The following is a 20458-nucleotide window of genomic DNA, read 5'->3' on the forward strand; positions in this document are numbered from 1 at the left end:
TTACGCGCCACAGCTCACGCGCACAGTATCGGCAAAGGCCTCTCCCACTTCCGGGTAGGTCTCCTCTGCCTGCTCCGCGGGCATTGCATATAGCAGCTCCTCCACCAGGGTATAGGCCTGATCCAGGTTTGGCGGGGTGATGCTGCCCTGACAGCCGCCGCTGACCTCCAGCCCCTGGTTTACCGTGTAGGCAGTGTAATAGGTCGGATCATAGGCCTTGATCACCACGCCGTCCGCGGCCTGCGGCTGTGTCAGAACCCGCCGGTGCCGGGTGGTGATCCGCCCGTCCTTCACCTCGGTCGACAGATGCTCCGGCGCGCCCAGGCCCAGCGCCTCGCCGTCTAGTGTCAGATAGGTATCGCCCTGAAATCCCTCGCTCCAGGCCAGATCAAACCCTTGCAGCTGCGCCAGTTCCCCGGCCGTCAGACTGCCGTCAAAATCACTGTCCAGCCCCCGGTCCTCAAAGATCAGCAGCGAATAAAACTCATCATAGGCCCAGGTGATCTCCACCGCCTGCAGCTGCCCGCCGTCCGTGACCACCAGCTTCATTCCGGTGTCGACAAAGATATGCGGATGCGCCGCGGCACCCGCAGGGGCCAGCAGCGCAAGTGCCAGAAGCGGAGCAAGATGTTTCATGGCCAAAGACTTAAGCCCAGTTCGGCGGCCCCGCAAGCGCCGGTCCGCCCGGCCGGCAAGGATCAGCGCGCCCTGTTATCCGGATGCAGCGCCTTGCCCAGGATGTGACCGGACTGATGGATCACATGATGCGCCTGCCCGACAATCAGCGGATCCGGCGCCAGGGCGATGCCGGGGTCCTTGCCCGGATAGTCCAGCGAGGCCAGGAAATGCCGCATGCAGTTCAGCCGCGCCCGCTTCTTGCAGTTCGACTTGATCACGGTCCAGGGCGCATCGGCGGTGTCGGTGTAAAAGAACATTGCCTCCTTGGCCTCGGTGTAATCGTCCCATTTCCCCAGGCTGGCCTTGTCGATCGGCGACAGCTTCCACTGCTTCAGCGGATCGGTCTCGCGCGAGACGAACCGCCGCTTCTGCTCCGCCTTCGTGACCGAAAACCAGTACTTGTAAAGCCGGATGCCAGACCGCACCAGCATCCGCTCGAACTCCGGCGCCTGCCGCATGAATTCCAGGTATTCATTCGGCTCACAGAAGCTCATCACCCGCTCCACGCCTGCACGGTTGTACCAGGACCGGTCATAGAAGACGATCTCGCCGCCGGTCGGCAGATGCTGCACGTAGCGCTGGAAATACCACTGCCCGCGCTCCTCGTCCGAGGGCTTGTTCAGCGCCACCACCCGGGCTGAGCGCGGATTCAGGTGCTCAGTGAACCGTTTGATGGTGCCGCCCTTGCCGGCCGCATCGCGCCCTTCGAACAGCATCACGAACTTCCCGCCGGTCTTCTGCGCCCACAGCTGCACCTTCAGCAGCTCTGCCTGCAGCCGCGCCTTCTCCGCCTCATAGGCCTTGCGCGGCATCTTCTTGGCGTAGGGGTATCTGCCGCTCTCAAACGCCCGGCGGATATCCTCGGCACTGGGCCCGCAGGCCTGCCCGGCTGCCTTTACCGGCCTGTCTCCCGGGGTGTTGTTCACAATCTTTTTTGCTGCGGCGCCCATCAGATACTCCCTCTGTCAATCTGCGCCGCAACCTTACATTCCCCGCCGCCGCCCCGCGCTGACCTGCATCAAAAGATACGCCATCCGCGCAACAAAAAGCGGCCCCGGCAGGCCGCTTGATCCCTTTCATCCGGCTGAAAATGTCCTGGGGTGAGGCCCGCCAGGGCCGAGGGGCAAAGCCCCTACGTGTGCCCCCAATCATCCGGGTTCTCCGAATTGTTCGGGCTCAGCCCCAGCACATCCCCCTTGGTCGAGCACCCCAGCCCCAGCACCGTCCGGTTGGCATAGGCGAAATAGGCCGTCACCTGATTGATCTCCAGGATTTCTCCGTCGTCAAATCCGGCCTCCCGCAGCGCCGCTATATCCGCCTCGTTCACACTGGCGGGTTCCTCTGTCAGCATCCGCGCGTAGCCCATCGCCAGCACCTGCGCAGGCTCCAGCGCGGCAGCCCCCGGATCGCGCGCCTCGATCGCTGCCCGGATCGCCAGCCCGCGCTGTTCATCCCCCAGCAGCCGCTGCAGGCCCGCGAAGTGGTGCTCGACGCAATAGGCGCAGTCATTAAGGCTGGAGACCCAGACCCCCAGCACCTCCAGGAACCATTTCGGAATCTTGTTGCCGGTGTGGTGCAGCACGTTCTTGTAGAGCGCCATATGGCCTTCCATCGAATGCGGCCGCAACGAATGCACCATCATGATGTTGTCGACATTGCCGCCCGGCCCGGTCACCCGCTCATAGAGCTTTTTCAGCTTGCCGGTTGCCTCTTCAAACGGAACGGTCCTGATCCAGGCCATGTCTCTCTCCCTGACTGTCTGGTCCGGAGAGTAACGGCAGCCGACGGCAATGGAAGGCAGAACGGAGCGTCAAACCCCGCCCGGCCTTGGGGCGTGAGGCGCCAGCCGCACGGCCCGCGCCTGACCTTCCCCCCGGGAAGGCGCATACGCACCTTCCCAAGGTCAGGCCCGGACCTTGTGTCACGGCACGCCGGCAGCAGCCCCTACTTCGCCGCTTCCCGCGCCACCGCGGCAATCGCTGCCCGCACATCCGTCTCGCGGCTGCGGTGGTTGGTGATCGCGGCGCGCAGCATCACGCGGCCGTCTGCTCGGGTGGTTGAAAACACCGCCTCGCCGCTTTCCTGCAGGGTTTGTGCGATATGCGCGTTGATCACAGACTGCGCCTCCGGCGGCAGATCGCTGCGCGCAGTGAACACACAGACGTTTGACACCACCGGCGCCCCCAACGCCATGCAGGGCTGCGCCTCCACCTCCGCCGCCATGAACTCCGCCAGCTCGCAATTGCCGGTGATCGCCTCGGAGAACGCCGCCTCGCCATAGGTCTCCAGCGCCGTCCACACCTTCAGCGCCCGGTTGCCGCGGCTGAGGTCAATACCATAGTCACAGAACCACGGCTCGCCGCCCGCCAGTCCGCGCTCGGCCCCTTCCAGATACGCGGGCCGCGCCGCAAAGGCCGCCCTGTGCTCTTCCTCATTGCGCAGCAGCGCCATGCCGCAGTCATACCCCACATACATCCACTTGTGGAAATCCAGCGCAATGCTGTCGGCCCGCCCGATCCCGTCACTCAGCGACCTGTAGGGCTCCGCCGCAATCCGCGTCCAGGCGCCAAAGGCCCCGTCCACATGCAGCCACAGCCCCAGGTCCGCCGCCGCATCCGCCAGGGCATTCAGATCGTCAAACAGCCCCAGGTCCACGGTGCCCGCATTGCCGACCACCAGAAAGGGCAGCGCGCCTGCGGCCTTGTCCTCTGCCACCATCCGGGCCAGTGCCGCGCAGTCCAGCTTGCCCTCCGCCAACGGCACCTGGCGCAGGTTGTCCGAGCCGATGCCCAGAAGCTCCATCGCCTTCAGCGTCGCATTGTGCACGCCCTCGCCCGCATAGGCGGTCAGCCGCACCGTGCCCTGCCCGGTCTTGCGCAGGTCCTTCAGCACCCGCAGCCGCGCCGCCTGAAAGGCAATCACCGTCGCCTGCGAGGTGCCGGTGACCAGCAGCCCGCTGGCCCCCTCCGGCATGCCCATCTTGCGGCGGGTCCAATCCACCACCGCGCGCTCCATGTAGTTCGCGCCGTGATCGCGCCCGCCCATATTGGCGTTCACTGCAGCCGCCGCCAAAGAGCTGATCAGATCCGAGGCCAGCCCCGACCCCTGCACCCAGCCCCAGAACCGCGGATGAATATTACCGCCGTGGTAGGGCAGCACGTCGCGGATGATCCGGTCCACCGTCTCCCGCGGCCCGCGCGCCTCCGCCGTCACCGCATAGCGCGCATCGATGTCCTCCGGCACCGGCTGCCAGGGGCGCTCCGCCGCCTGCTGCATCTGATCCAGCGCGGCGTCCAGCATCCTCTGCGCCTCCGCCCGGAAGGCCGCCCAATCCTGCGTCCTGATCCCCTTCTCAGCCACCTGCGCGCCCTCCTCCTGCCTGCCGCTGGCGGCAGGTTTAACGCGCAAATGCTGCAGTTGCACGGAGAAGATCGCCGCACCCGGATTGCCGGAACTAACCTTCGATGGATTGCAAACCAGCCAGGCAGCAGATGCCATCAGTTCAGCGGAACCGCACCGCATCACACTTTGCCCGGCAGCAAGGCCGGGCTGCGCCGCTCCGCCCCCTCGGGGCGGCGCATTCGCACCACCCTGCGGAGCAGCGCAGCTCTCTCCGCTCAATTCCCTAAGCATTGCAAAGCCCTGCCCGCCTTATCCACAGCCCCTTGCGTCCCTCTTCCACCCGGCCCCAACACCTGCCATAATGGCCGCCAATCAACACCAAGGAAGAGCAGCTCCCGCACATGGCCGACGATCTCCTCAGCACGCCTGCATCCGATACCTATGACGCCTCCTCGATCGAGGTTCTGGAAGGCCTCGAACCGGTCCGCCAGCGCCCCGGCATGTATATCGGCGGCACCGATGAGCGCGCGCTGCACCACATGGTGGCGGAAATCCTCGACAACTCCATGGACGAGGCCGTCGCCGGCCACGCCAACCGCATCGAGGTGACCCTGCACTCCGACTATGCCGTCACCATCTCGGATAACGGCCGCGGCATTCCGATCGACCCGCACCCCAAGTTCCCGGATAAATCCGCGCTGGAGGTGATCCTCTGCACCCTGCACGCGGGCGGCAAGTTCTCCGGCAAGGCCTACCAGACCTCCGGCGGGTTGCACGGCGTCGGCTCCTCTGTGGTGAACGCGCTGTCGGATTCCATGGTCGTGCAAGTTGCCAAGAACAAGGAACTGTTCGAGCAGCGCTTCTCCCGCGGCCTGCCCCTCGGCCCGGTTGAGAAAATCGGCGCCGCCCCCAACAAGCGCGGCACCTTTGTGACCTTCCACGCCGACGAGCAGATCTTCGGCCACCACCGCTTCAAGCCCAAGCGCCTCTTCACCCTGGTGCGCTCCAAGGCCTATCTGTTCTCCGGCGTCGAAATCCGCTGGAAATCCGAGATTGACGACGGCGAAACCCCGACTGAGGCCACCTTCCACTTCCCCGGCGGCCTCAAGGACTACCTCACCGAAGTCCTTGGAAAATCCTCCGTCTACGCAGACGTGCCGTTTGCGGGCAAGGTCGAGTTCCGCGAGAAATTCAACGCGCCGGGCTACGTGGAATGGGCGATCAACTGGACGCCCTCGCGCGACGGCTTCACCCAGTCCTACTGTAACACCGTCCCGACACCCGAGGGCGGCACCCATGTCGCCGGCTTCTGGGCCGCGATCCTCAAGGGCATCAAGGCCTACGGCGAACTGGTCAGCAACAAAAAGGCCGGCAACATCACCCGCGACGACCTGATGGCAGGCGGCTGTGCGCTGGTCTCCTGCTTCATCGCCGACCCGGCCTTTGTCGGCCAGACCAAGGACCGCCTGTCGACTGAGGCTGCCGCCAAGATGGTGGAAAACTCGGTCCGCGACCATTTCGACAACTGGCTCGCCGCTGACACCAAATCCGCCGGCGCCATCCTCGACTTTCTTGTGCTGCGCGCCGAGGAGCGCCTGCGCCGCAAGCAGGAGAAGGAGACCCAGCGCAAATCCGCCACCAAGAAGCTGCGCCTGCCCGGCAAGCTGACCGACTGCACCTCCAAGGATCGCGCCGGCACCGAGCTGTTCATCGTCGAGGGCGACTCCGCGGGCGGCTCCGGCAAGGGCGCGCGCAACCGCGTGAACCAGGCGCTGCTGCCCCTCAAGGGCAAGATCCTCAACGTCCTGGGCGCCGCCTCCAACAAGCTGGGTTCAAACGCCGAAATCAACGACCTCTGCGAGGCGCTGGGTGTCGGCCTTGGCACCAAGTTCAACCTTGATGACCTGCGCTATGACAAGATCATCATCATGACCGACGCGGACGTCGACGGCGCCCATATCGCCTCGCTGCTGATGACCTTCTTCTTCACCCAGATGCGCCCGCTCATTGACGGCGGCCACCTCTACCTCGCCTGCCCGCCGCTGTTCCGCCTGACCCAAGGGGCGAAACGCGTCTACTGCCTGGACGAGGCCGAGCGCGACAAATGGCTGGAAAAGGGCCTGGGCGGCAAGGGCAAGATCGATGTGAGCCGCTTCAAGGGTCTTGGCGAAATGGACGCCAAAGATCTGAAAGAAACCACCATGGACCCCACGACCCGCAAGCTGATCCGCGTCACCATCGACGAGGACGAGCCCGGCGAGACCGGCGACCTGGTCGAGCGCCTGATGGGCAAGAAACCCGAGCTCCGCTTCCAGTATATCCAGGAGAACGCGAAGTTCGTGGAGGAGCTGGATGTTTGATGGCCAAAAAGAAATTCGGAGTTTGCCGGTTAACAGGAAATGAGGGCAAACTTGTAAAGTCACATATTATTCCCCAAGCTTTCACACGGCCAACGGTGGCAGGGTCACCGCTTTTACAATCGACAAAGGGGCGGGGACACTTAAAACGTTGGACGAGCTGGTATGATGCTTCTCTAGTGACACGTACTGGAGAAGACTTGCTGAGCGAAATTGACGACCTTGCGATCAAGGAGCTACGTCGCGCAAAATTGGTTTGGTCTGGCTGGAACTTTCACTTACCGAAAGATATAACCCTCGGGCCAATGTCTGAAGACTATGGAATCAGAACGGTAGACAACTTCAATCAAGAAGCTGTTTGTCTGTTCTTCTGGAGTATCGCTTGGCGTGCAAGTGTTTCCCAAATATCAGACATGCAAAATTTTTCACTCCCGAAGGAAATTGAGGAAAAAGCTAAACTCGCCATATTAGAAGGGCGTATTGACTGCTCTAAAATGCCGATCTCACTTATCCAGCTTTCGACTAAAGGTGAGCCTCATAACCACAGCCCCATTTTAGACGAAAAGGTGATCCCAGCACTTGGTGACGCACCTGAAAGAACGATACCAATCGCAAGAATTTACATGGACGGCCTAATTGCACACCTTCACCTAGAGCCGGAAAGCTTCGATTACAAGAATGAGCACAGCCTATTTCTCGGAGAAGGCAAAAATATTACCGTAACCACAATTAGTTACGAAAAATCATTTCAGTACAATAATCTGCTTAATATTGCTTTTGAAAGTTACTTTGGGCCTTTGTCGTCGCCGAACTTCAACTAATTTCTCTACGAAATCGACATAAGAAAATAGCATGCTTGCCCTCCCGCACCACAAGGCCCGCACCTGACCTTGGGGAGGCGTGAGGCGCCTTCCCGGGGGGAGTGAAGGCCGTCTCGGAAATGCTCCGGCGGAGCGTTTCAGGCCTGAACGGGCGGAGCCCAAGGCGCGGGCCGTGCCGCTGCGTGCCACGTCCCAAGGCAGAGTGAACTCAGGCCGCATCGGTACCGTTTTTGCCGAGTGATGTAAGAACCGACTGCTTCAGCTCCTTTGGCGTTGTTCCCTTCTCCACCTCGAGAAGCCGGATGCCAGCGCGGCGCAACGCTTCCTTTTTCACCGCATCCCGAATAAACGCTGTCTCCTGATGGTGTCCGCTGCCTTGATATTCGACAGCCAGTGCCACAAAACCGAATTTATCAATCACCGCGAAATCCAATCTCTTGGAGTTGATTGAGGCAAAGGCATTCTTACGCTCTTTCCAATCCCCGGAACTGGGCTTCGGTTTTATCACCTCACCCAAGCTGGTTTGCGCCATGACGCGATAACCCTCGTCCAGATCATCGATTATTTTTTCCAAAGCCGCAAACACGCGAAACTCAGACGCATTCATAAGCTTGGTCTTCTCAAAGTTGACTTTCGCCACAGCCGCCGCTTGGTTCTTGGGATCCGTCAATCCCCAGTTATTTTTGCGGCTTGGCCTCTCCGCCTGCCTTTCAACGGGTTCCGGTCCCTCCGGTGGCCTCGGATGTTTTCTGTAGGAGTAGCTTTTTCTGTTCGACCTTATCACAAACCAAACCGCCACCCCGACCGCGGCTAATAGTATAAATTCCATATTGCACACGCTTCATGTTGCCTATGGGCTCCGCACTACCATAAGCTGATTTGCCCTGCCAGACCCTCGCGCCGCCCTAAGTTTGAGCTTTGAATACGCCCTCTGCCCCTCCGTTGCGCCAAACCCCAATCCACCGCACGCCCCGGTTGCCCGCCTTTAACCCCGCTCTGCCATACTCCAATCCGTCGCGACACCGGTGCGGACTGACACCCCGTACCACCAGGAGATACGGGAACCCCCAGGACCACCTTTTCATCGGGTGCAGGGGTTCTCCGCAGAACGGAAGCTTTCGAGCGGACATGGGGGCGTAGCACACCCCTGCCCGGCCCTCCGCCTCCGGCCCCTCCGGGCCTCTTGGCGGCGCCGCCACCTCTTCACCGGCCACCACGAAACGGCCACGCAAGCAAAACGGCCCAACGGCCCCAGACAAGCAGACGGCCAGACAGACCGACAGACAGCCACCGGACAGGGACACACCCCCGCCCGGCCAAACCCGTGCATCCGGTGACAGCTTCGTGAGGGCTGTTGCCTGAAACCGCTTTCCCTTCCTATGGTTAGGCCAGCCAATCACAGAACGGGGACAGCCATGACCTTCATCGCGGACAACCAGCTGCCCCTCCTGATCCTGTTCTTCGTCACCGGGCTGATCGCCACCGCCTTCCTGTTCCGCAAACCGGCAGGCCACCGGGCCTGGAAACTGGCCGATCTGGTCTGGGTGCTGCTGGGCGGCTTCGGCGCGCTGGTGGCGGTGATCTCCGGCATCTACGCCGCTGATTCCTCAAAGCTCGAACGCCAGATCGACATCGCCTATGCCGCAACGGCCGCCTTTGACCGCGACGCCGCCCGCTTCCGCCTGCGCTTCTGCGATCCCGCCTATGACGCCGACATCGCGGTCCTGTGCGAAAAGGTCGAATTCCTCTCCGCCTCCACCGCTGGCAACGCCGAACTGCCGCTGTTCATCGCGGTGACGGATGAGGTCGCGCCGCTGCAGGGCCTCAGCTTCCTGTTCGGCGGCACCCGCGCCGGGATGGACGAGATGAAGGATATGGAGGCCCAGGCCAGCGCCTTCGACCCGGAAGCGTTTCTTGTGTTCACCGCCCTCGACGCCCCGACCCAGGCCGCCGTCGACACCATGCGCCGCAAGGTGCCCGCAATTGCAGGCGACTTCCTGATCATCGCGCGGGCCTATGACGATCTCATCGACCATGTCTCCAAACTGAAAGAGGAATGGGAATACCTGCAGGACAACGCCCATATTCTGGTCTTGCAGATCATCGCGCTGTGCCTCGTCAGCTTCGCCGCCCCCTTCCGCCTCGGCAAATCCATTGTCGAGCTGCGCGCGCGCCGCTAACCTGAGGAGACCCAGCAGGACCCCGCCCATGCGCAGCTTTGACGAGATCTACGCCCTTTCCGCAGACCGCCACGGCGGGGTGCAGGCGCTGGAGGAAAAACTCTCAAGACCCGACCCCAAGGTGACCGGGCTGCCGGAGGACCGCTGGCTGTCCGTGATGACCAAATGCATCTTTCAGGCGGGCTTCAACTGGAAAGTCATCGAGGCCAAATGGGACGGGTTCGAGGAGGTCTTCCACGGCTTCGACCCCGGCCCTTGCGCTTTCATGCCGGAGGACGAGTTTGACCGGATCCTCAGCGACACCCGCGTGGTCAGGAACGGCGCCAAACTGGCCACCGTGCGCGCCAATGCCGCGTTCCTGATGGAGCTGCGGGATGAGGGCGGCGCAGGCGAAGTGCTGGGCGGCTGGCCGTCATCCGACTACATCGGGCTTCTGGACATGCTCAAGAAACGCGGCGCACGCCTCGGCGGCATGACCGGCCAATATGCCATGCGCTTTGCCGGCCGCGACAGTTTCATCCTGTCACAGGACGTCACCGCCCGCCTTATCGCCGAGGGCGTCATCGACAAACCGGCAACCTCCAAGACCGCCCTCAAGTCCGTTCAGTCCGCGTTCAACAAATGGATGCAGCAATCAGGCCGCTCGCTCACCGAAATCAGCCGCGTGCTGGCGATGAGCTGCTGAGGCTGATCCGCACATGATCCGCTGCCTGCTTCTCGCCCTGCTGTTTCTCGCCGCCTGCGGCCGCCCGCTGACAGAGACCGAACGCGCCTATCTGGCCACCCTGCACGGCACCAGCCTCAACGCAGACAAGGTCCGCATCGTCGAGGGCGCGCCCTTGGGGCCGGTCACCTTCCGCCGCATGCCGCGCCCGCGCGTCACCTGCCGCGAGCGCATCCTGCCGCCCGTGAAGGAAGAGATCGTCACCGCCAAACCCGCCGCCGTCGCGCTGTTCAACCGTATCTTCTTTACCCGCGACTGGTATCTGGAGAATTACCTGCCGGAACACCCGGACCGGCTGCACCTGGTCGAGGCGATGCTGCTTGCGCATGAGGCCACCCACGTCTGGCAATGGCAGAACCGCCGCCAGACCGGCTATTCGCCTTTGCGCGCCGCGGCAGAGCACGGCCAGGACCGCGATCCCTATCTGTTTGATCTGGAGGGCGACCCCAGCTTCCTCTCCTACGGGTTCGAACAGCAGGGCGCTATTGTCGAGGAATACGTCTGCTGCCGCGCCCTCGCCCCGCAGGCCGCCCGCACCAGGCGGCTGCACCGGATGCTGTCCGCTGCCATGCCCGTCAGCCCGCTGCCGCAAAGCCGCGAGAGCGCGGTCTACATGCCCTGGAAGGACGCGGAACTGAACGGCATCTGCGATTGATCCGCCATTTACCACCGCGGAAAACGGCCCTGAAATATCGGTTCTTCATGGCCGGAAATCGCGCCGGATTCCAGCGCTGCGCCGCAACGTACCCCTTGCCTTGGCGAAGAATTTCCGGCCACAAATCCGCAAGCAACCTGCAGGAATCGCGCCATGACCCAATACGCCCTCATCATGCTGGCCGCAGGCCTCGGCATTCCGGTTCTGGCGGCGCTGAACGCGGCGCTCGGCAAGCTGATCGGCTCCCCCGCCTCCGCCGCCGTGGTGCTGTTCCTGATCGCGCTGATTGCCACGTCCGTTTACGCGCTGATCGCAGGGCCGCAGGCGCTGGCAAAAATTCCCGCCGCGCCCAAGCACCTGCTGCTGGCGGGCGTTCTGGTGGCCTTCTACGTGCTGTCAATCACCTATGTGGCGCCGCATTTCGGCGTCGGCAACGCGGTGTTCTTCGTGCTGATCGGCCAGCTGATCTCTGCCGCCGCCATCGACCACTTCGGACTGTTCGGCGCCCAGGTCAGCCCGCTGACCCTGACCCGCGCCGCCGGCATTTCGGTGATGGCGCTGGGGGTCTGGATCACCCAGATGGCCTGAGGCGCAAGGCCGTGGCCTAGCCCGCCACCTTCTTTACGAACTGCGACTTCAGCCCGATCGGCCCGACGCCAGGCACCTTGCAGTCGATGTCATGATCGCCGTCGACCAGCCGGATGCCGCGCACCTTGGTGCCGACCTTGATCACCGAGGAGGTGCCTTTCAGTTTCAGGTCCTTGATCACCGTTACCGTGTCACCGTCCTGCAATACATTGCCGACGCTGTCGAGCACTTCCTTGGCCTCCGCTGCGGTATCCCCCGCCGCCCATTCATGAGCGCATTCGGGGCAGATCAGCAAGGCATCCACCTGATAGGTATAGGCAGAGGAACAGTCGGGGCACGGCGGCAAAGTGTCAGTCATGCGCAAACTGTTAGCCTGACAGACAGGCCGAGGCCAGACGCAAACCGCCTGACGCCTGCCTGAACATCTGCGCTTAGGCCCCGTTGCTCTTGCCGCTGACCTTGATATTGCCCTGCAGCTGGGCGCCGTTCTCGGTCGACATGGTCTGCGCCGAGACATCCGCCTGCACCTGCGAGCTGGCCGCCAGACGCAGGTCCTCGCACTGGATCTTGCCGCTGTAGGCGCCTTCCACGGTCACCGATTTCGCGCTCAGCGCGCCGTCCACGGTACCGCCTTCCAGCACCGTCACCGCCAGCGCCGACACATCGCCGACAACCCGGCCCCTGACTTCGACGCTGCCCTTGCTGGAGGTGATATTGCCTTCAACCGTCACATCTTTCTCGATTACCGAATTCACCACGTCTCAGCCCTTTCTGCGCAACCCCGGACAGCCTAGCCCGCCCGGGGTATTTTGAACAGTTGTTAGCAAACAGCCGCCCCGGGGCCAAAGCCGCAGCTGTCCGGGTGGCAAGGTTCCGCCGCCTTGCTCGCTGCCGGCCGCCTATTCCACCTGCAGGAACAGCAGAAAGACCACGAACAGCGCAATCACCGAAGCATCGCGCAACAGCACCACCAGACTCTTCAGGACCGCAGCCGTCTTCTGCATCTGAGCCCGCCGTCACTGGAACCGTACCAGGGATAGAGTGGGCTAGCGCGGGGGACCGGGTCAAATGTGCAATATCGGCCAGTCAGGCCGCGGAAAACTCAACCGGTTCATAGCAAACAACATCAACCGTGTGGTCCAGCGTGTTGATCTGATAGTGCGTCAACTCACCCGGGTAATCAGTAGACGCCCAAGTGGACTTCCTGACAAAATCCAAGAAATGCGAACGGGTGTAGATGCTAATCCAGTTCCCCTGCCCGATCTCTTCCTTACTGTTTTGCGCGTACATTTCGTCAGTAACGGCATATGAAACAAAATTTTCAAATTCAAACACATAGGCCGGACTATCGGCCTGCGCCTCAATGCTGCTCAGACCTGTTATCCCGGCGACGTCTGCTGCCTCGCCGCCGATCGCACCGGCACCAATTGCCACCCGCAAGAGGGTTCCGGATGTCTGCTCAATCGTTACGGTAAGTGGAAACTGCCAACTGTTAATTTCCTCGATCTCTGTCTGAGACACATCTTTTAGCACCGGCAATCGCCTGCCTCCTTCTGGCTGATAATCCAATCCCGGTTCACCAGTCCTTGCCTTGCGGCTTCGCATGCCAACTCTATTTGCTGTCCCGCCTAAACCGGCACCAGCAGCCCGTTCTCTAGCTTCACCTGCCGGTCCATCCGCGCTGCCAGATCCAGGTTGTGGGTGGCGATCAGCGCCGACAAGCCGGTGCCGCGCACCAGCTCCATCAGCGCCGCGAACACCTGGTCGGAGGTTGCGGGGTCCAGGTTCCCGGTCGGCTCATCCGCCAGCAGCACCCGCGGCGCGTTGGCCAGCGCCCGGCAGAAGGCGACCCGCTGCTGCTCGCCGCCCGACAGCGCCGCCGGGCGGTGATCGGCGCGGCCTGCCAACCCCACGGTGCCCAGCAGCTCCGCCGCCCGCGCCACCGCAGATTTCTGCGAGGCGCCATTGGCCAGTTGCGGCAGCACGATGTTTTCCAGCGCCGAAAACTCCGGCAGCAGGTGGTGGAACTGGTAGACAAAGCCAACCTCCTGACGGCGCACACGGGTGCGGCGGCGGTCGCCCTTGCGGGTCACGTCTTCGCCCGCCACCCGCACTTCGCCCGCATCCGGCGTATCGAGCAGCCCCGCGATGTGCAGCAGCGTCGACTTGCCCGCACCCGACGGCGCCACCAGCGCCACCACTTCGCCCGCCTGCAGGCTCAGATCGGCGCCGCGCAGCACATCGACCTGCCCCGGCGTGCCGGTCAGGTAGGATTTGGTGATCCCCTTCAGCTCCAGCGTGATCTCACTCATAGCGCAGCGCCTCCACCGGGTTGAGGCGCGCCGCGCGGCGGGCCGGGAAAATGGTCACAAAGAACGACAGCCCCAAGGACAGCGCGGTGGCCGAGACCACATCCGCCAGCCGCAGCTCGGCAGGCAGCGCATAGATGCCGCGGATCGACGGGTCCCAGACGCCGCCGCCCATCACGTAGTTCACGAAGGAAAAGATCGGATCGATATAAAGCGCAAACAGGCAGCCCAGCACCACGCCGCAGAGGGTGCCGATCACCCCGGTGAAGGCGCCGCAAATGAAGAACACCCGCATCACCGAGCCTTCGCTCAGGCCGATGGTGCGCAGGATGCCGATGTCGCGGCCCTTGTTCTTGACCAGCATGATCAGCCCCGAAACGATATTCATCGCCGCGATCAGCACCAGGATCGACAGGATGATGAACATCACATTGTCCTCGACCTCCAGCGCGCGCAGGAAGCCGCCGGAGGCATCGCGCCAGGTCCAGACACCCGCAACGCCGCCCGCCGCCGCCAGGATCGGCAGGGCGATTTCCTCCACGTTTTCAGGATCTTCGACCATAACCTCGATCTCATCCGCGACGCCCTCGCGGTTGAAGAAGCTCTGCGCCTCACCAAAGGGCAGATAGACCCGGGTGCGGTCGATGTCCCAGCGGCCTGCAGTGAAGACATAGACCACCTCATAGGCATTGACCCGCGGGCTGGTGCCAAAGGCGGTCTTGACGCCGTTGGGGGAGATCAGCTTGATCTTGTCCCCGACGCTCACCCCCAGTTCCCGCGCCACGCCGGAGCCGATGGAAATCCCCTCCTCAAACCGCGCGAGGTCGCCGATGGCTTCCTCGCTTTGCGCGACGCCGGGGATGCCCTGGATGTCCTTGGCGGAGATCCCGAACACCTCGACGCCTGCGTTGCGCTGGCGCAGGCTCGCCATCACCTGCCCTTTGATCAGCGGCGCGGCGCGGGTGACGCCCGGCACCGCGGCAACCGTCTGAGCCAGCGCCTCGTAGTCCTTCAGCGCGCGGTCCAGCACACCCGCCTCGTTGACCTCGCCATAGGAATAGACGGTGACATGGGCATTGGCGCCGAGGATGGTGCCGACAAATTCGGAGCGGAAGCCGGAGCGCACCGCCAGCGTGGCAATCAGCGCAAACACCGCCAGGGTGATGCCAATGAGGCTGATCCAGGTCATCACGCTGACCCCGCCTTCGGCCTTGCGGGCGCGCAGGTAGCGCCAGGCGATGATCCATTCGAAACGTGAAAACGGCGGTGGTGTGGTGGCCATGTAAGGGGTCCTGCCCGGAAATTTTGCCTGCAAACTGTGCTGCCTAACGCCTGGGGTCAAGGTGCGGTTGCATATCTGCCCGATAATCCGCCTGCCGGGGCCGGGACAGATCCGCTGCGCGCGCAAATCTTTTGAGGAAAAGATTTGCCAAGAGTTTTTCTCAAAACTCTTGAGCGCCCGTTCCGCCCGGCGTCACCGCATCGTGACCTGCCGCATATGCCCATTGCCTTGCATCTGCCCGCCGGCGAGGCTTTATCAGGCCGGTTCCGGATTCAATGGGTAAAACGATGGACAGATACTTCAAACGCGCGCTGCCGCATTCGTCTCTGCGCATGGTGATCATGGCCGGGCTTGGCGCCTTTCTGGCCATTGCAGCCTTGTCGCTGCTCACCACCCACGCCAACCTCCTGTTGCTGATCGCGCCCTTTGGCGCCAGCTGCGTGCTGCTGTTCGCGGTGCCCGCCAGCCCGCTGTCGCAGCCCGCGCATGTGGTGGGCGGCCATGTGCTGGCCACTGCCATCGCGCTGGCACTGAACGCGCTGCTGCCGGACACCTGGTGGGCGCTGGCGCTGGCGGTGGGGCTGTCGATTGCCCTGATGGCGGCGCTGCGGCTGACCCACCCGCCCGCGGGCGCCGACCCGCTGGTGGTCTTTGCCACCGATCCCGGCATCAGCTTCCTGCTGTTCCCGGTGCTGACCGGCGCCGTCGCGCTGGTGGCCATCGCTGCCGTGTTCCACCGTTTCTCGGGCCATGACTACCCGCTGAAACAGAGCTGAGCGGACCCGCGCTGTCAGAGCGCCAGCATTGCCGCCACCGGCACCCGCAGCGCCACGCCCAGAGCGCGCGAATCCGCCGCCTCCAGGTGATAGCCATCGGCGGCAGAGGCCCGCGCCACCTGGCCTGCATTAAAAAAGCCGCAGCCAAGCCGGTCCGCCAGTGCCTCGATCACGTCTGCCAGTGCCTCTGACTGTTCGACCATCGCCGGGGTCACATCCGAGGTTTCGCACAGCGTCACCGGCGGCGGCGCGACCAGCAGCACCTGCGGCTCCGCCGCCTCCGGCAGCCGCCAGGGGTGATGGCGGATGATCTCCACCAGCCTCTCCAGCCCGTCGCGGATCAGATAGCTGGGGTGGCCTTCGTAAATGTCATTGGTGCCCAGCATGATGATCACCAGATCCAGCGGCGCATGGCTGTGCAGCAGCATGGGCAGCACTGCATCGCCGCGCATCTCCGCACAGGCGGAAGGGCGGGCATGAACCGTGGTGCGGCCGCGCAGCCCTTCCGCAACCACAACCGCCTCCGCCTGGCCTTCGCCCAGCGCCACCGGCCACCGGTCCGCTGCGGCGTGCCGCCCGCCAGTATGCGGGTGGCTGCCCCAGGTCAGGCTGTCGCCAAAAGCCAGAATCTGTTTCATGCCGTCTCCTCCCGTTTCCGGCACCCTGCGCGGCGCGGCTGATCCCGGCAAGGGAAAATCCCGCCGTCCGCCGTGATCTTAAGCCGGTCTGCAGGCCCGGGCGGGCGCTGACCCTCCGCGCGGCCTGCCGGTCCAGTGGCAGGCCGACGCAAACATTCCGTCAAAAACAGGCGCATCCGGTCCCGGCAACACGCGAGGTAATACCTTTTTAACCACGCGCAATTTCAGGTTGAACCCCATCGTTTCTGACATTGAGGATTACCAATGAACAGTATCCGTTCTGCTGTGTCCGGCCCCGGTGCCGGGTTCAGCCCCCTGGCCGCGCGCGGCGGCACCAGCGGCACCGGCGGCAATGACACAATCACCGGAACACCGGGCAATGACCGGATCAGCGCGGGCGGCGGCGACGATTTCGTGTCCGGCGGCGGCGGTCATGACGTGATCAGCGGCGGCGGTGGCAATGACATCCTGCTGGGCGGCAACGGCAATGACCGGCTGTCTGCCGGGGACGGCTTCGACTTTCTGGACGGAGGCAATGGCAATGACGTTCTGACCGGCGGCGGCGGCGTCAACATGATGGCAGGCGGCAACGGCAACGACCTTCTGATCGGCGGCAGCGGCCTGAACGGCATGGATGGCGGCAGCGGCGATGATGTGCTGATCGGCGGACGCGGCAGCGACCGGATGGAGGGCGGGTACGGCAACGACCGGCTGATCGGCGGGCCGGGCGATGACGAGCTGAGCGGCGGCGCCGGGCGCGACACCCTGATCGGCGGCGCGGGCAGCGATACCTTCATTTTTGCCGAAGGCGACGGGCGGGACTGGGTCATGCAGTTTGATGCCAGCCAGGATGTGATTGCGCTGCAAATCAGCGGCGTTGACAGCTACGAGGACCTGATGGGCTTCGTCGCCCGGGACGGCCCGAACATGATCTTCAGCTTTGGCGGCGGCGATGTGATTGTTCTGCTGGGCAAGGATCTCGATGATCTTAGCGCGGACAATTTTCTGTTCCTTCCCGGTCAGGACCTCTTCTGAGCCGGGGGTGCAGGTCTGCGCATGCAAACAAAAAGGGAGCCGTGAGGCTCCCTTTTTAATTGTTAACAGTCTCTTATTCGCCGAAGCTCAGAAGCCGCGGCCGGTGGGGTGGGCCTTGTAGACCTCAACCACCTTCTTCACCGCCTCTTCCGGGGACAGCTCTTCGCTCTCGCCGGTGCGGCGGGAGGTCAGCTCAACCACGCCGTTCTTGAGGCCGCGCGGGCCGACGGTGATGCGCCAGGGCAGACCGATCAGATCCATGGTGGCGAATTTGCCGCCCGCACGCTCGTTGCGGTCGTCATAGAGCGGGTCCAGACCGGCAGCGGTCAGCGCTGCGTAGAGCTGGTTGCAGGCGGCATCGGCTTCGTCGTCGCCCTGCTTGAGATTGACGATGCCGCAGTGGAACGGGGTCACGCCTTCGGGCCAGATGATGCCCTTGTCGTCGTGGCTGGCCTCGATGATCGCACCCAGGAGGCGGGAAACGCCGATGCCGTGGGAGCCCATGTGGACCGGTACGTTCTTACCATCGGGCCCCTGCACGGTGGCGCCCATGGCGTCGGAGTATTTGGTGCCGAAATAGAAGATCTGGCCGACCTCGATACCGCGCGCCACCCGGCGGCGCTCCTCGGGGATCTGGTTGAACAGGGCCTCGTCGTGGGTCTCGTCGGTGCGGGCGTATTTGGAGGTGAACTCCTCCAGCACGCTCTGGCACTGCTCGACGCTGTCATAGTCGATCTCGCGGTCGCCGAAGGTCAGATCGGTGACGGCGCTGTCATAGAATACCTCGGACTCGCCGGTCTCGGCCAGCACCAGGAATTCATGGGTGTCGTCGCCGCCGATCGGGCCGGAGTCGGCACGCATCGGGATCGCCTGCAGGCCCATCCGCTCATAGGTGCGCAGGTAGCTGACCAGGTGGCGGTTGTAGGCGTGCAGCGCATCTTCCTTGGTCAGGTCGAAGTTGTAGCCGTCCTTCATGTAGAATTCGCGGCCGCGCATCACGCCGAAACGCGGGCGGATCTCGTCGCGGAACTTCCACTGGATCTGGTACATGGTCAGCGGCAGGTCCTTGTAGCTGCTGACATGGGCGCGGAAGATGTCGGTGATCAGCTCTTCGGCGGTGGGGGTGAACAGCATGTCGCGGTCATGCCGGTCCTTCACCCGCAGCATCTCCTGGCCGTAAGCCTCATAGCGGCCCGACTCGCGCCACAGGTCGGCGGACTGCATGGTCGGCATCTGCATCGGGATATGGCCCGCGCGGATCTGCTCGTCATGCACGATGCTTTCGATCTTCTTCAGCACCTTGAAGCCCAAGGGCAGCCAGGAATAGATCCCGGCGGCGGATTGCTTGATCATCCCGGCGCGCAGCATCAGCCGGTGGCTGACGATCTGGGCTTCCGAGGGGTTCTCTTTCAGAACCGGCAGAAAATAGCGGGACAGGCGCATCTTGGCTCCATCGGTGATGTGGGTTCGAGTTCCCGCCCGGTTTAGTGGGTGATGGGGGTGCGGGCAAGAGGAGGATCCAATCGCGGTGTTCTGGATAGCAACTGTGCCAGGCTGTGCACCTTGGGACGTGTGGCGCCAGCCGCACGGCCCGCGCCTGACCTTCCCCCCGGGAGTTCACGCCGGTTCCCGAAGGGGCAAACAGTCCGGCGGACTGTTTGAGGCGTGGACGGGCGGAGCCCTTCGCACCCAACCGTGCAATTCAAAGAGGGGCGTTGGCAGGATATTCCCTGGGACGTGAGGCGCCAGCCGCACGGCCCGCGCCTGACCTTCCCCCCGGGAAGGCGCATTTGCGCCTCCCCAAGGTCAGGCCCGGGCCTCGTGGTGCAGAAGGTGCGCCCCTAAGTCTCCACCCCCAGCCCTTCTGCCAGCATCCGGATCTCCGCCCAGGTCGCTTCCGGCAGCAGGATCGGCTTCTGCGCATTCTCCATCCGCGCGTCCGCCTCGCGCTCGCCAGGGATCTCGACCCGGTCGAAGCCGGGCGCGGGCGGGCAGTTGCGGAATTCGTCCAGGATACCCTCGGCGATCTCCTGCAGGCGGCTGGGCTCCTGGTACAGGCTGCAGTCCAGCGCCAGCATCAGCCAGTTGCATTCGGTGGTGACCGGGCCCAGCATCGCCTCGGCGATCATCTCGGCCGCCACCGACAGCGCATAGCCCTTGGCGCCGCCTGCGGTCAGGATGGCGCCGCCCCCGAAATAGGCCTCCGGGTCGGTACTGGGGTTGCCGTCGCGGTCGATCAGCACGCCCTCAGGCAATTGCGCCCCGGCTATCCGAGCGCCATAGACCCAGCCCGCAGCCGCCGCTGAGGTGGCGAAGTCGACGATCACCGGCCCGCGCCGCCCGCCGGGAATGCCGATTGCATAAGGGTTGGTGGACATCAGCGCCTTGCGCCCGCCGTAAGGTGCCACCAGCCGCCAGGCCTCGCGCCCGCCGCCGCCGATGATGATCGCCAGGCAGCCCTGTTCGGCGGCATATTCGGCAAAGGCCCCCAGCCTCCCGGTGTGGCCTGCCTCAGTGACAGCGATGGCCGCAATGCCGCTGTCCTGCGCCCGCGCCACCACATCGCGGATGGCAATCGACATCGCCGGGATGCCGATGCCGCCGTTGCCGGTGACGCTCCAGGCGCCGCGGGCATTCTGCTGCAGCTGCGGGCGCACCCCGGCGGCCAGGTAGCCGCTGTCGTAGTATCCCGCATAGGGCAGGATCCGCCACACGCCGTGGGATTCCACCCCCGACAAGTCCGAGTCCACCAGATGCGCCGCCACCTCTGCCGCGATATCCGCCGGGCAGCCCTTGGCCGTCAGGATGGCCTCTGAGATCCGCCGCGCCTCCGCCTGCGGCAGTGCCACCCGCGGCGTGTCCTTGCTGTATTTGCTGCGCGTCATGGCGAATCATCCTCCCTGCCCTGCCCCTTGGCATCAGGCTACGGCTCCGGCAGGGCCCGCCGCGCCTGTTTGCGGCATTGCTTCCGCTTTCCTGCATTCAGACCGCAGCGCCATGCCGCTTTCCTGCCATCGTGGCGCAAAAGAACTTGAACCGCTGTTCAAGATTCGAAACTGTTACCGGAAACACC

At 63.7% G+C, this 20458-nt stretch carries 21 protein-coding genes; 8 read left to right on the forward strand and 13 right to left on the reverse strand.

What is annotated here, in order from left to right; translation table 11 throughout:
- From K3725_RS10920 to K3725_RS10935, 4 genes are all read right to left on the reverse strand, one after another.
- Positions 1-636 carry a DUF1007 family protein gene (locus K3725_RS10920; protein ID WP_260015370.1) on the reverse strand — a complete coding sequence of 212 codons (636 nt, stop codon included), beginning with the start codon at positions 634-636 and terminating at the stop codon, positions 1-3.
- 62 nt (positions 637-698) lie between these two features.
- On the reverse strand, positions 699-1628 hold the full coding sequence (gene ppk2 / locus K3725_RS10925; RefSeq protein ID WP_260015371.1) for a polyphosphate kinase 2: 930 nt from the start codon (positions 1626-1628) through the stop codon (positions 699-701).
- Positions 1629-1810: 182 nt separating this feature from the next.
- Positions 1811-2419: a carboxymuconolactone decarboxylase family protein gene (locus K3725_RS10930; RefSeq protein ID WP_260015372.1), complete on the reverse strand. Its 609-nt coding sequence runs from the start codon at positions 2417-2419 to the stop codon at positions 1811-1813.
- Between the two features lie 203 nt (positions 2420-2622).
- Positions 2623-4038 (reverse strand): pyridoxal-dependent decarboxylase, encoded by a 1416-nt coding sequence (locus K3725_RS10935; protein ID WP_260015373.1) that lies wholly within the window; start codon positions 4036-4038, stop codon positions 2623-2625.
- A gap of 383 nt (positions 4039-4421) precedes the next feature.
- Here K3725_RS10935 and parE point away from each other — a divergent pair, with 383 nt between their 5' ends.
- Both parE and K3725_RS10945 read left to right on the forward strand, forming a co-directional pair.
- Positions 4422-6380, forward strand: coding sequence for a DNA topoisomerase IV subunit B (parE, locus tag K3725_RS10940; protein WP_260015374.1), 1959 nt, complete (start codon positions 4422-4424; stop codon positions 6378-6380).
- Positions 6380-7198 (forward strand): hypothetical protein, encoded by an 819-nt coding sequence (locus K3725_RS10945; RefSeq protein WP_260015375.1) that lies wholly within the window; start codon positions 6380-6382, stop codon positions 7196-7198. The genes parE and K3725_RS10945 overlap by 1 nt, the downstream gene beginning before the upstream one ends.
- Positions 7199-7406: 208 nt before the next feature.
- On the opposite strand, the gene K3725_RS10950 is transcribed toward K3725_RS10945, so the two are convergent.
- A complete protein-coding gene (locus tag K3725_RS10950; RefSeq protein ID WP_260015376.1) occupies positions 7407-7868 on the reverse strand; it encodes a DUF2726 domain-containing protein in 462 nt (153 codons plus the stop codon).
- A 745-nt stretch (positions 7869-8613) separates the two neighbouring features.
- Here K3725_RS10950 and K3725_RS10955 point away from each other — a divergent pair.
- From K3725_RS10955 to K3725_RS10970, 4 genes are all read left to right on the forward strand, one after another.
- Positions 8614-9378 (forward strand): hypothetical protein, encoded by a 765-nt coding sequence (locus K3725_RS10955; RefSeq protein ID WP_260015377.1) that lies wholly within the window; start codon positions 8614-8616, stop codon positions 9376-9378.
- A 28-nt stretch (positions 9379-9406) separates the two neighbouring features.
- Positions 9407-10063: a DNA-3-methyladenine glycosylase I gene (locus K3725_RS10960; RefSeq protein ID WP_260015378.1), complete on the forward strand. Its 657-nt coding sequence runs from the start codon at positions 9407-9409 to the stop codon at positions 10061-10063.
- Positions 10064-10076: 13 nt separating this feature from the next.
- Positions 10077-10757: a hypothetical protein gene (locus K3725_RS10965; RefSeq protein ID WP_260015379.1), complete on the forward strand. Its 681-nt coding sequence runs from the start codon at positions 10077-10079 to the stop codon at positions 10755-10757.
- A 153-nt stretch (positions 10758-10910) separates the two neighbouring features.
- A complete protein-coding gene (locus K3725_RS10970; protein WP_260015380.1) occupies positions 10911-11345 on the forward strand; it encodes a DMT family transporter in 435 nt (144 codons plus the stop codon).
- A gap of 16 nt (positions 11346-11361) precedes the next feature.
- Here the strand turns inward: K3725_RS10970 and K3725_RS10975 are convergent, their stop codons facing one another.
- From K3725_RS10975 to K3725_RS10995, 5 genes are all read right to left on the reverse strand, one after another.
- Positions 11362-11703, reverse strand: a complete 342-nt coding sequence (locus K3725_RS10975) for a zinc ribbon domain-containing protein YjdM (RefSeq protein ID WP_260015381.1) — start codon at positions 11701-11703, stop codon at positions 11362-11364.
- 73 nt (positions 11704-11776) lie between these two features.
- Positions 11777-12103, reverse strand: a complete 327-nt coding sequence (locus K3725_RS10980) for a polymer-forming cytoskeletal protein (protein ID WP_260015382.1) — start codon at positions 12101-12103, stop codon at positions 11777-11779.
- A gap of 328 nt (positions 12104-12431) precedes the next feature.
- Positions 12432-12950 (reverse strand): hypothetical protein, encoded by a 519-nt coding sequence (locus tag K3725_RS10985; protein WP_260015383.1) that lies wholly within the window; start codon positions 12948-12950, stop codon positions 12432-12434.
- A gap of 23 nt (positions 12951-12973) precedes the next feature.
- Positions 12974-13657: an ABC transporter ATP-binding protein gene (locus K3725_RS10990; protein ID WP_260015384.1), complete on the reverse strand. Its 684-nt coding sequence runs from the start codon at positions 13655-13657 to the stop codon at positions 12974-12976.
- Positions 13650-14936 (reverse strand): lipoprotein-releasing ABC transporter permease subunit, encoded by a 1287-nt coding sequence (locus K3725_RS10995; RefSeq protein WP_260015385.1) that lies wholly within the window; start codon positions 14934-14936, stop codon positions 13650-13652. The genes K3725_RS10990 and K3725_RS10995 overlap by 8 nt, the downstream gene beginning before the upstream one ends.
- Positions 14937-15223: 287 nt before the next feature.
- Between K3725_RS10995 and K3725_RS11000 the strand changes: the two genes are divergently transcribed.
- Positions 15224-15712 carry an HPP family protein gene (locus K3725_RS11000; RefSeq protein WP_260015386.1) on the forward strand — a complete coding sequence of 163 codons (489 nt, stop codon included), beginning with the start codon at positions 15224-15226 and terminating at the stop codon, positions 15710-15712.
- Between the two features lie 14 nt (positions 15713-15726).
- Here the strand turns inward: K3725_RS11000 and K3725_RS11005 are convergent, their stop codons facing one another.
- Entirely contained in the window at positions 15727-16350 is a 624-nt protein-coding gene (locus K3725_RS11005; protein ID WP_260015387.1) for a GDSL-type esterase/lipase family protein, read from the reverse strand.
- Positions 16351-16614: 264 nt separating this feature from the next.
- Between K3725_RS11005 and K3725_RS22590 the strand changes: the two genes are divergently transcribed.
- Positions 16615-17385, forward strand: a complete 771-nt coding sequence (locus K3725_RS22590) for a calcium-binding protein (protein ID WP_311202201.1) — start codon at positions 16615-16617, stop codon at positions 17383-17385.
- Positions 17386-17472: 87 nt separating this feature from the next.
- Here K3725_RS22590 and proS read toward each other — a convergent pair whose 3' ends face one another.
- Both proS and K3725_RS11025 read right to left on the reverse strand, forming a co-directional pair.
- On the reverse strand, positions 17473-18828 hold the full coding sequence (gene proS / locus K3725_RS11020; protein ID WP_039186219.1) for a proline--tRNA ligase: 1356 nt from the start codon (positions 18826-18828) through the stop codon (positions 17473-17475).
- 398 nt (positions 18829-19226) lie between these two features.
- Entirely contained in the window at positions 19227-20270 is a 1044-nt protein-coding gene (locus K3725_RS11025) for an Ldh family oxidoreductase (protein WP_260015388.1), read from the reverse strand.
- Between the last annotated feature and the right edge of the window lie 188 nt (positions 20271-20458).

Source organism: Leisingera sp. S132, assembly GCF_025144465.1.
GTDB lineage: Bacteria > Pseudomonadota > Alphaproteobacteria > Rhodobacterales > Rhodobacteraceae > Leisingera.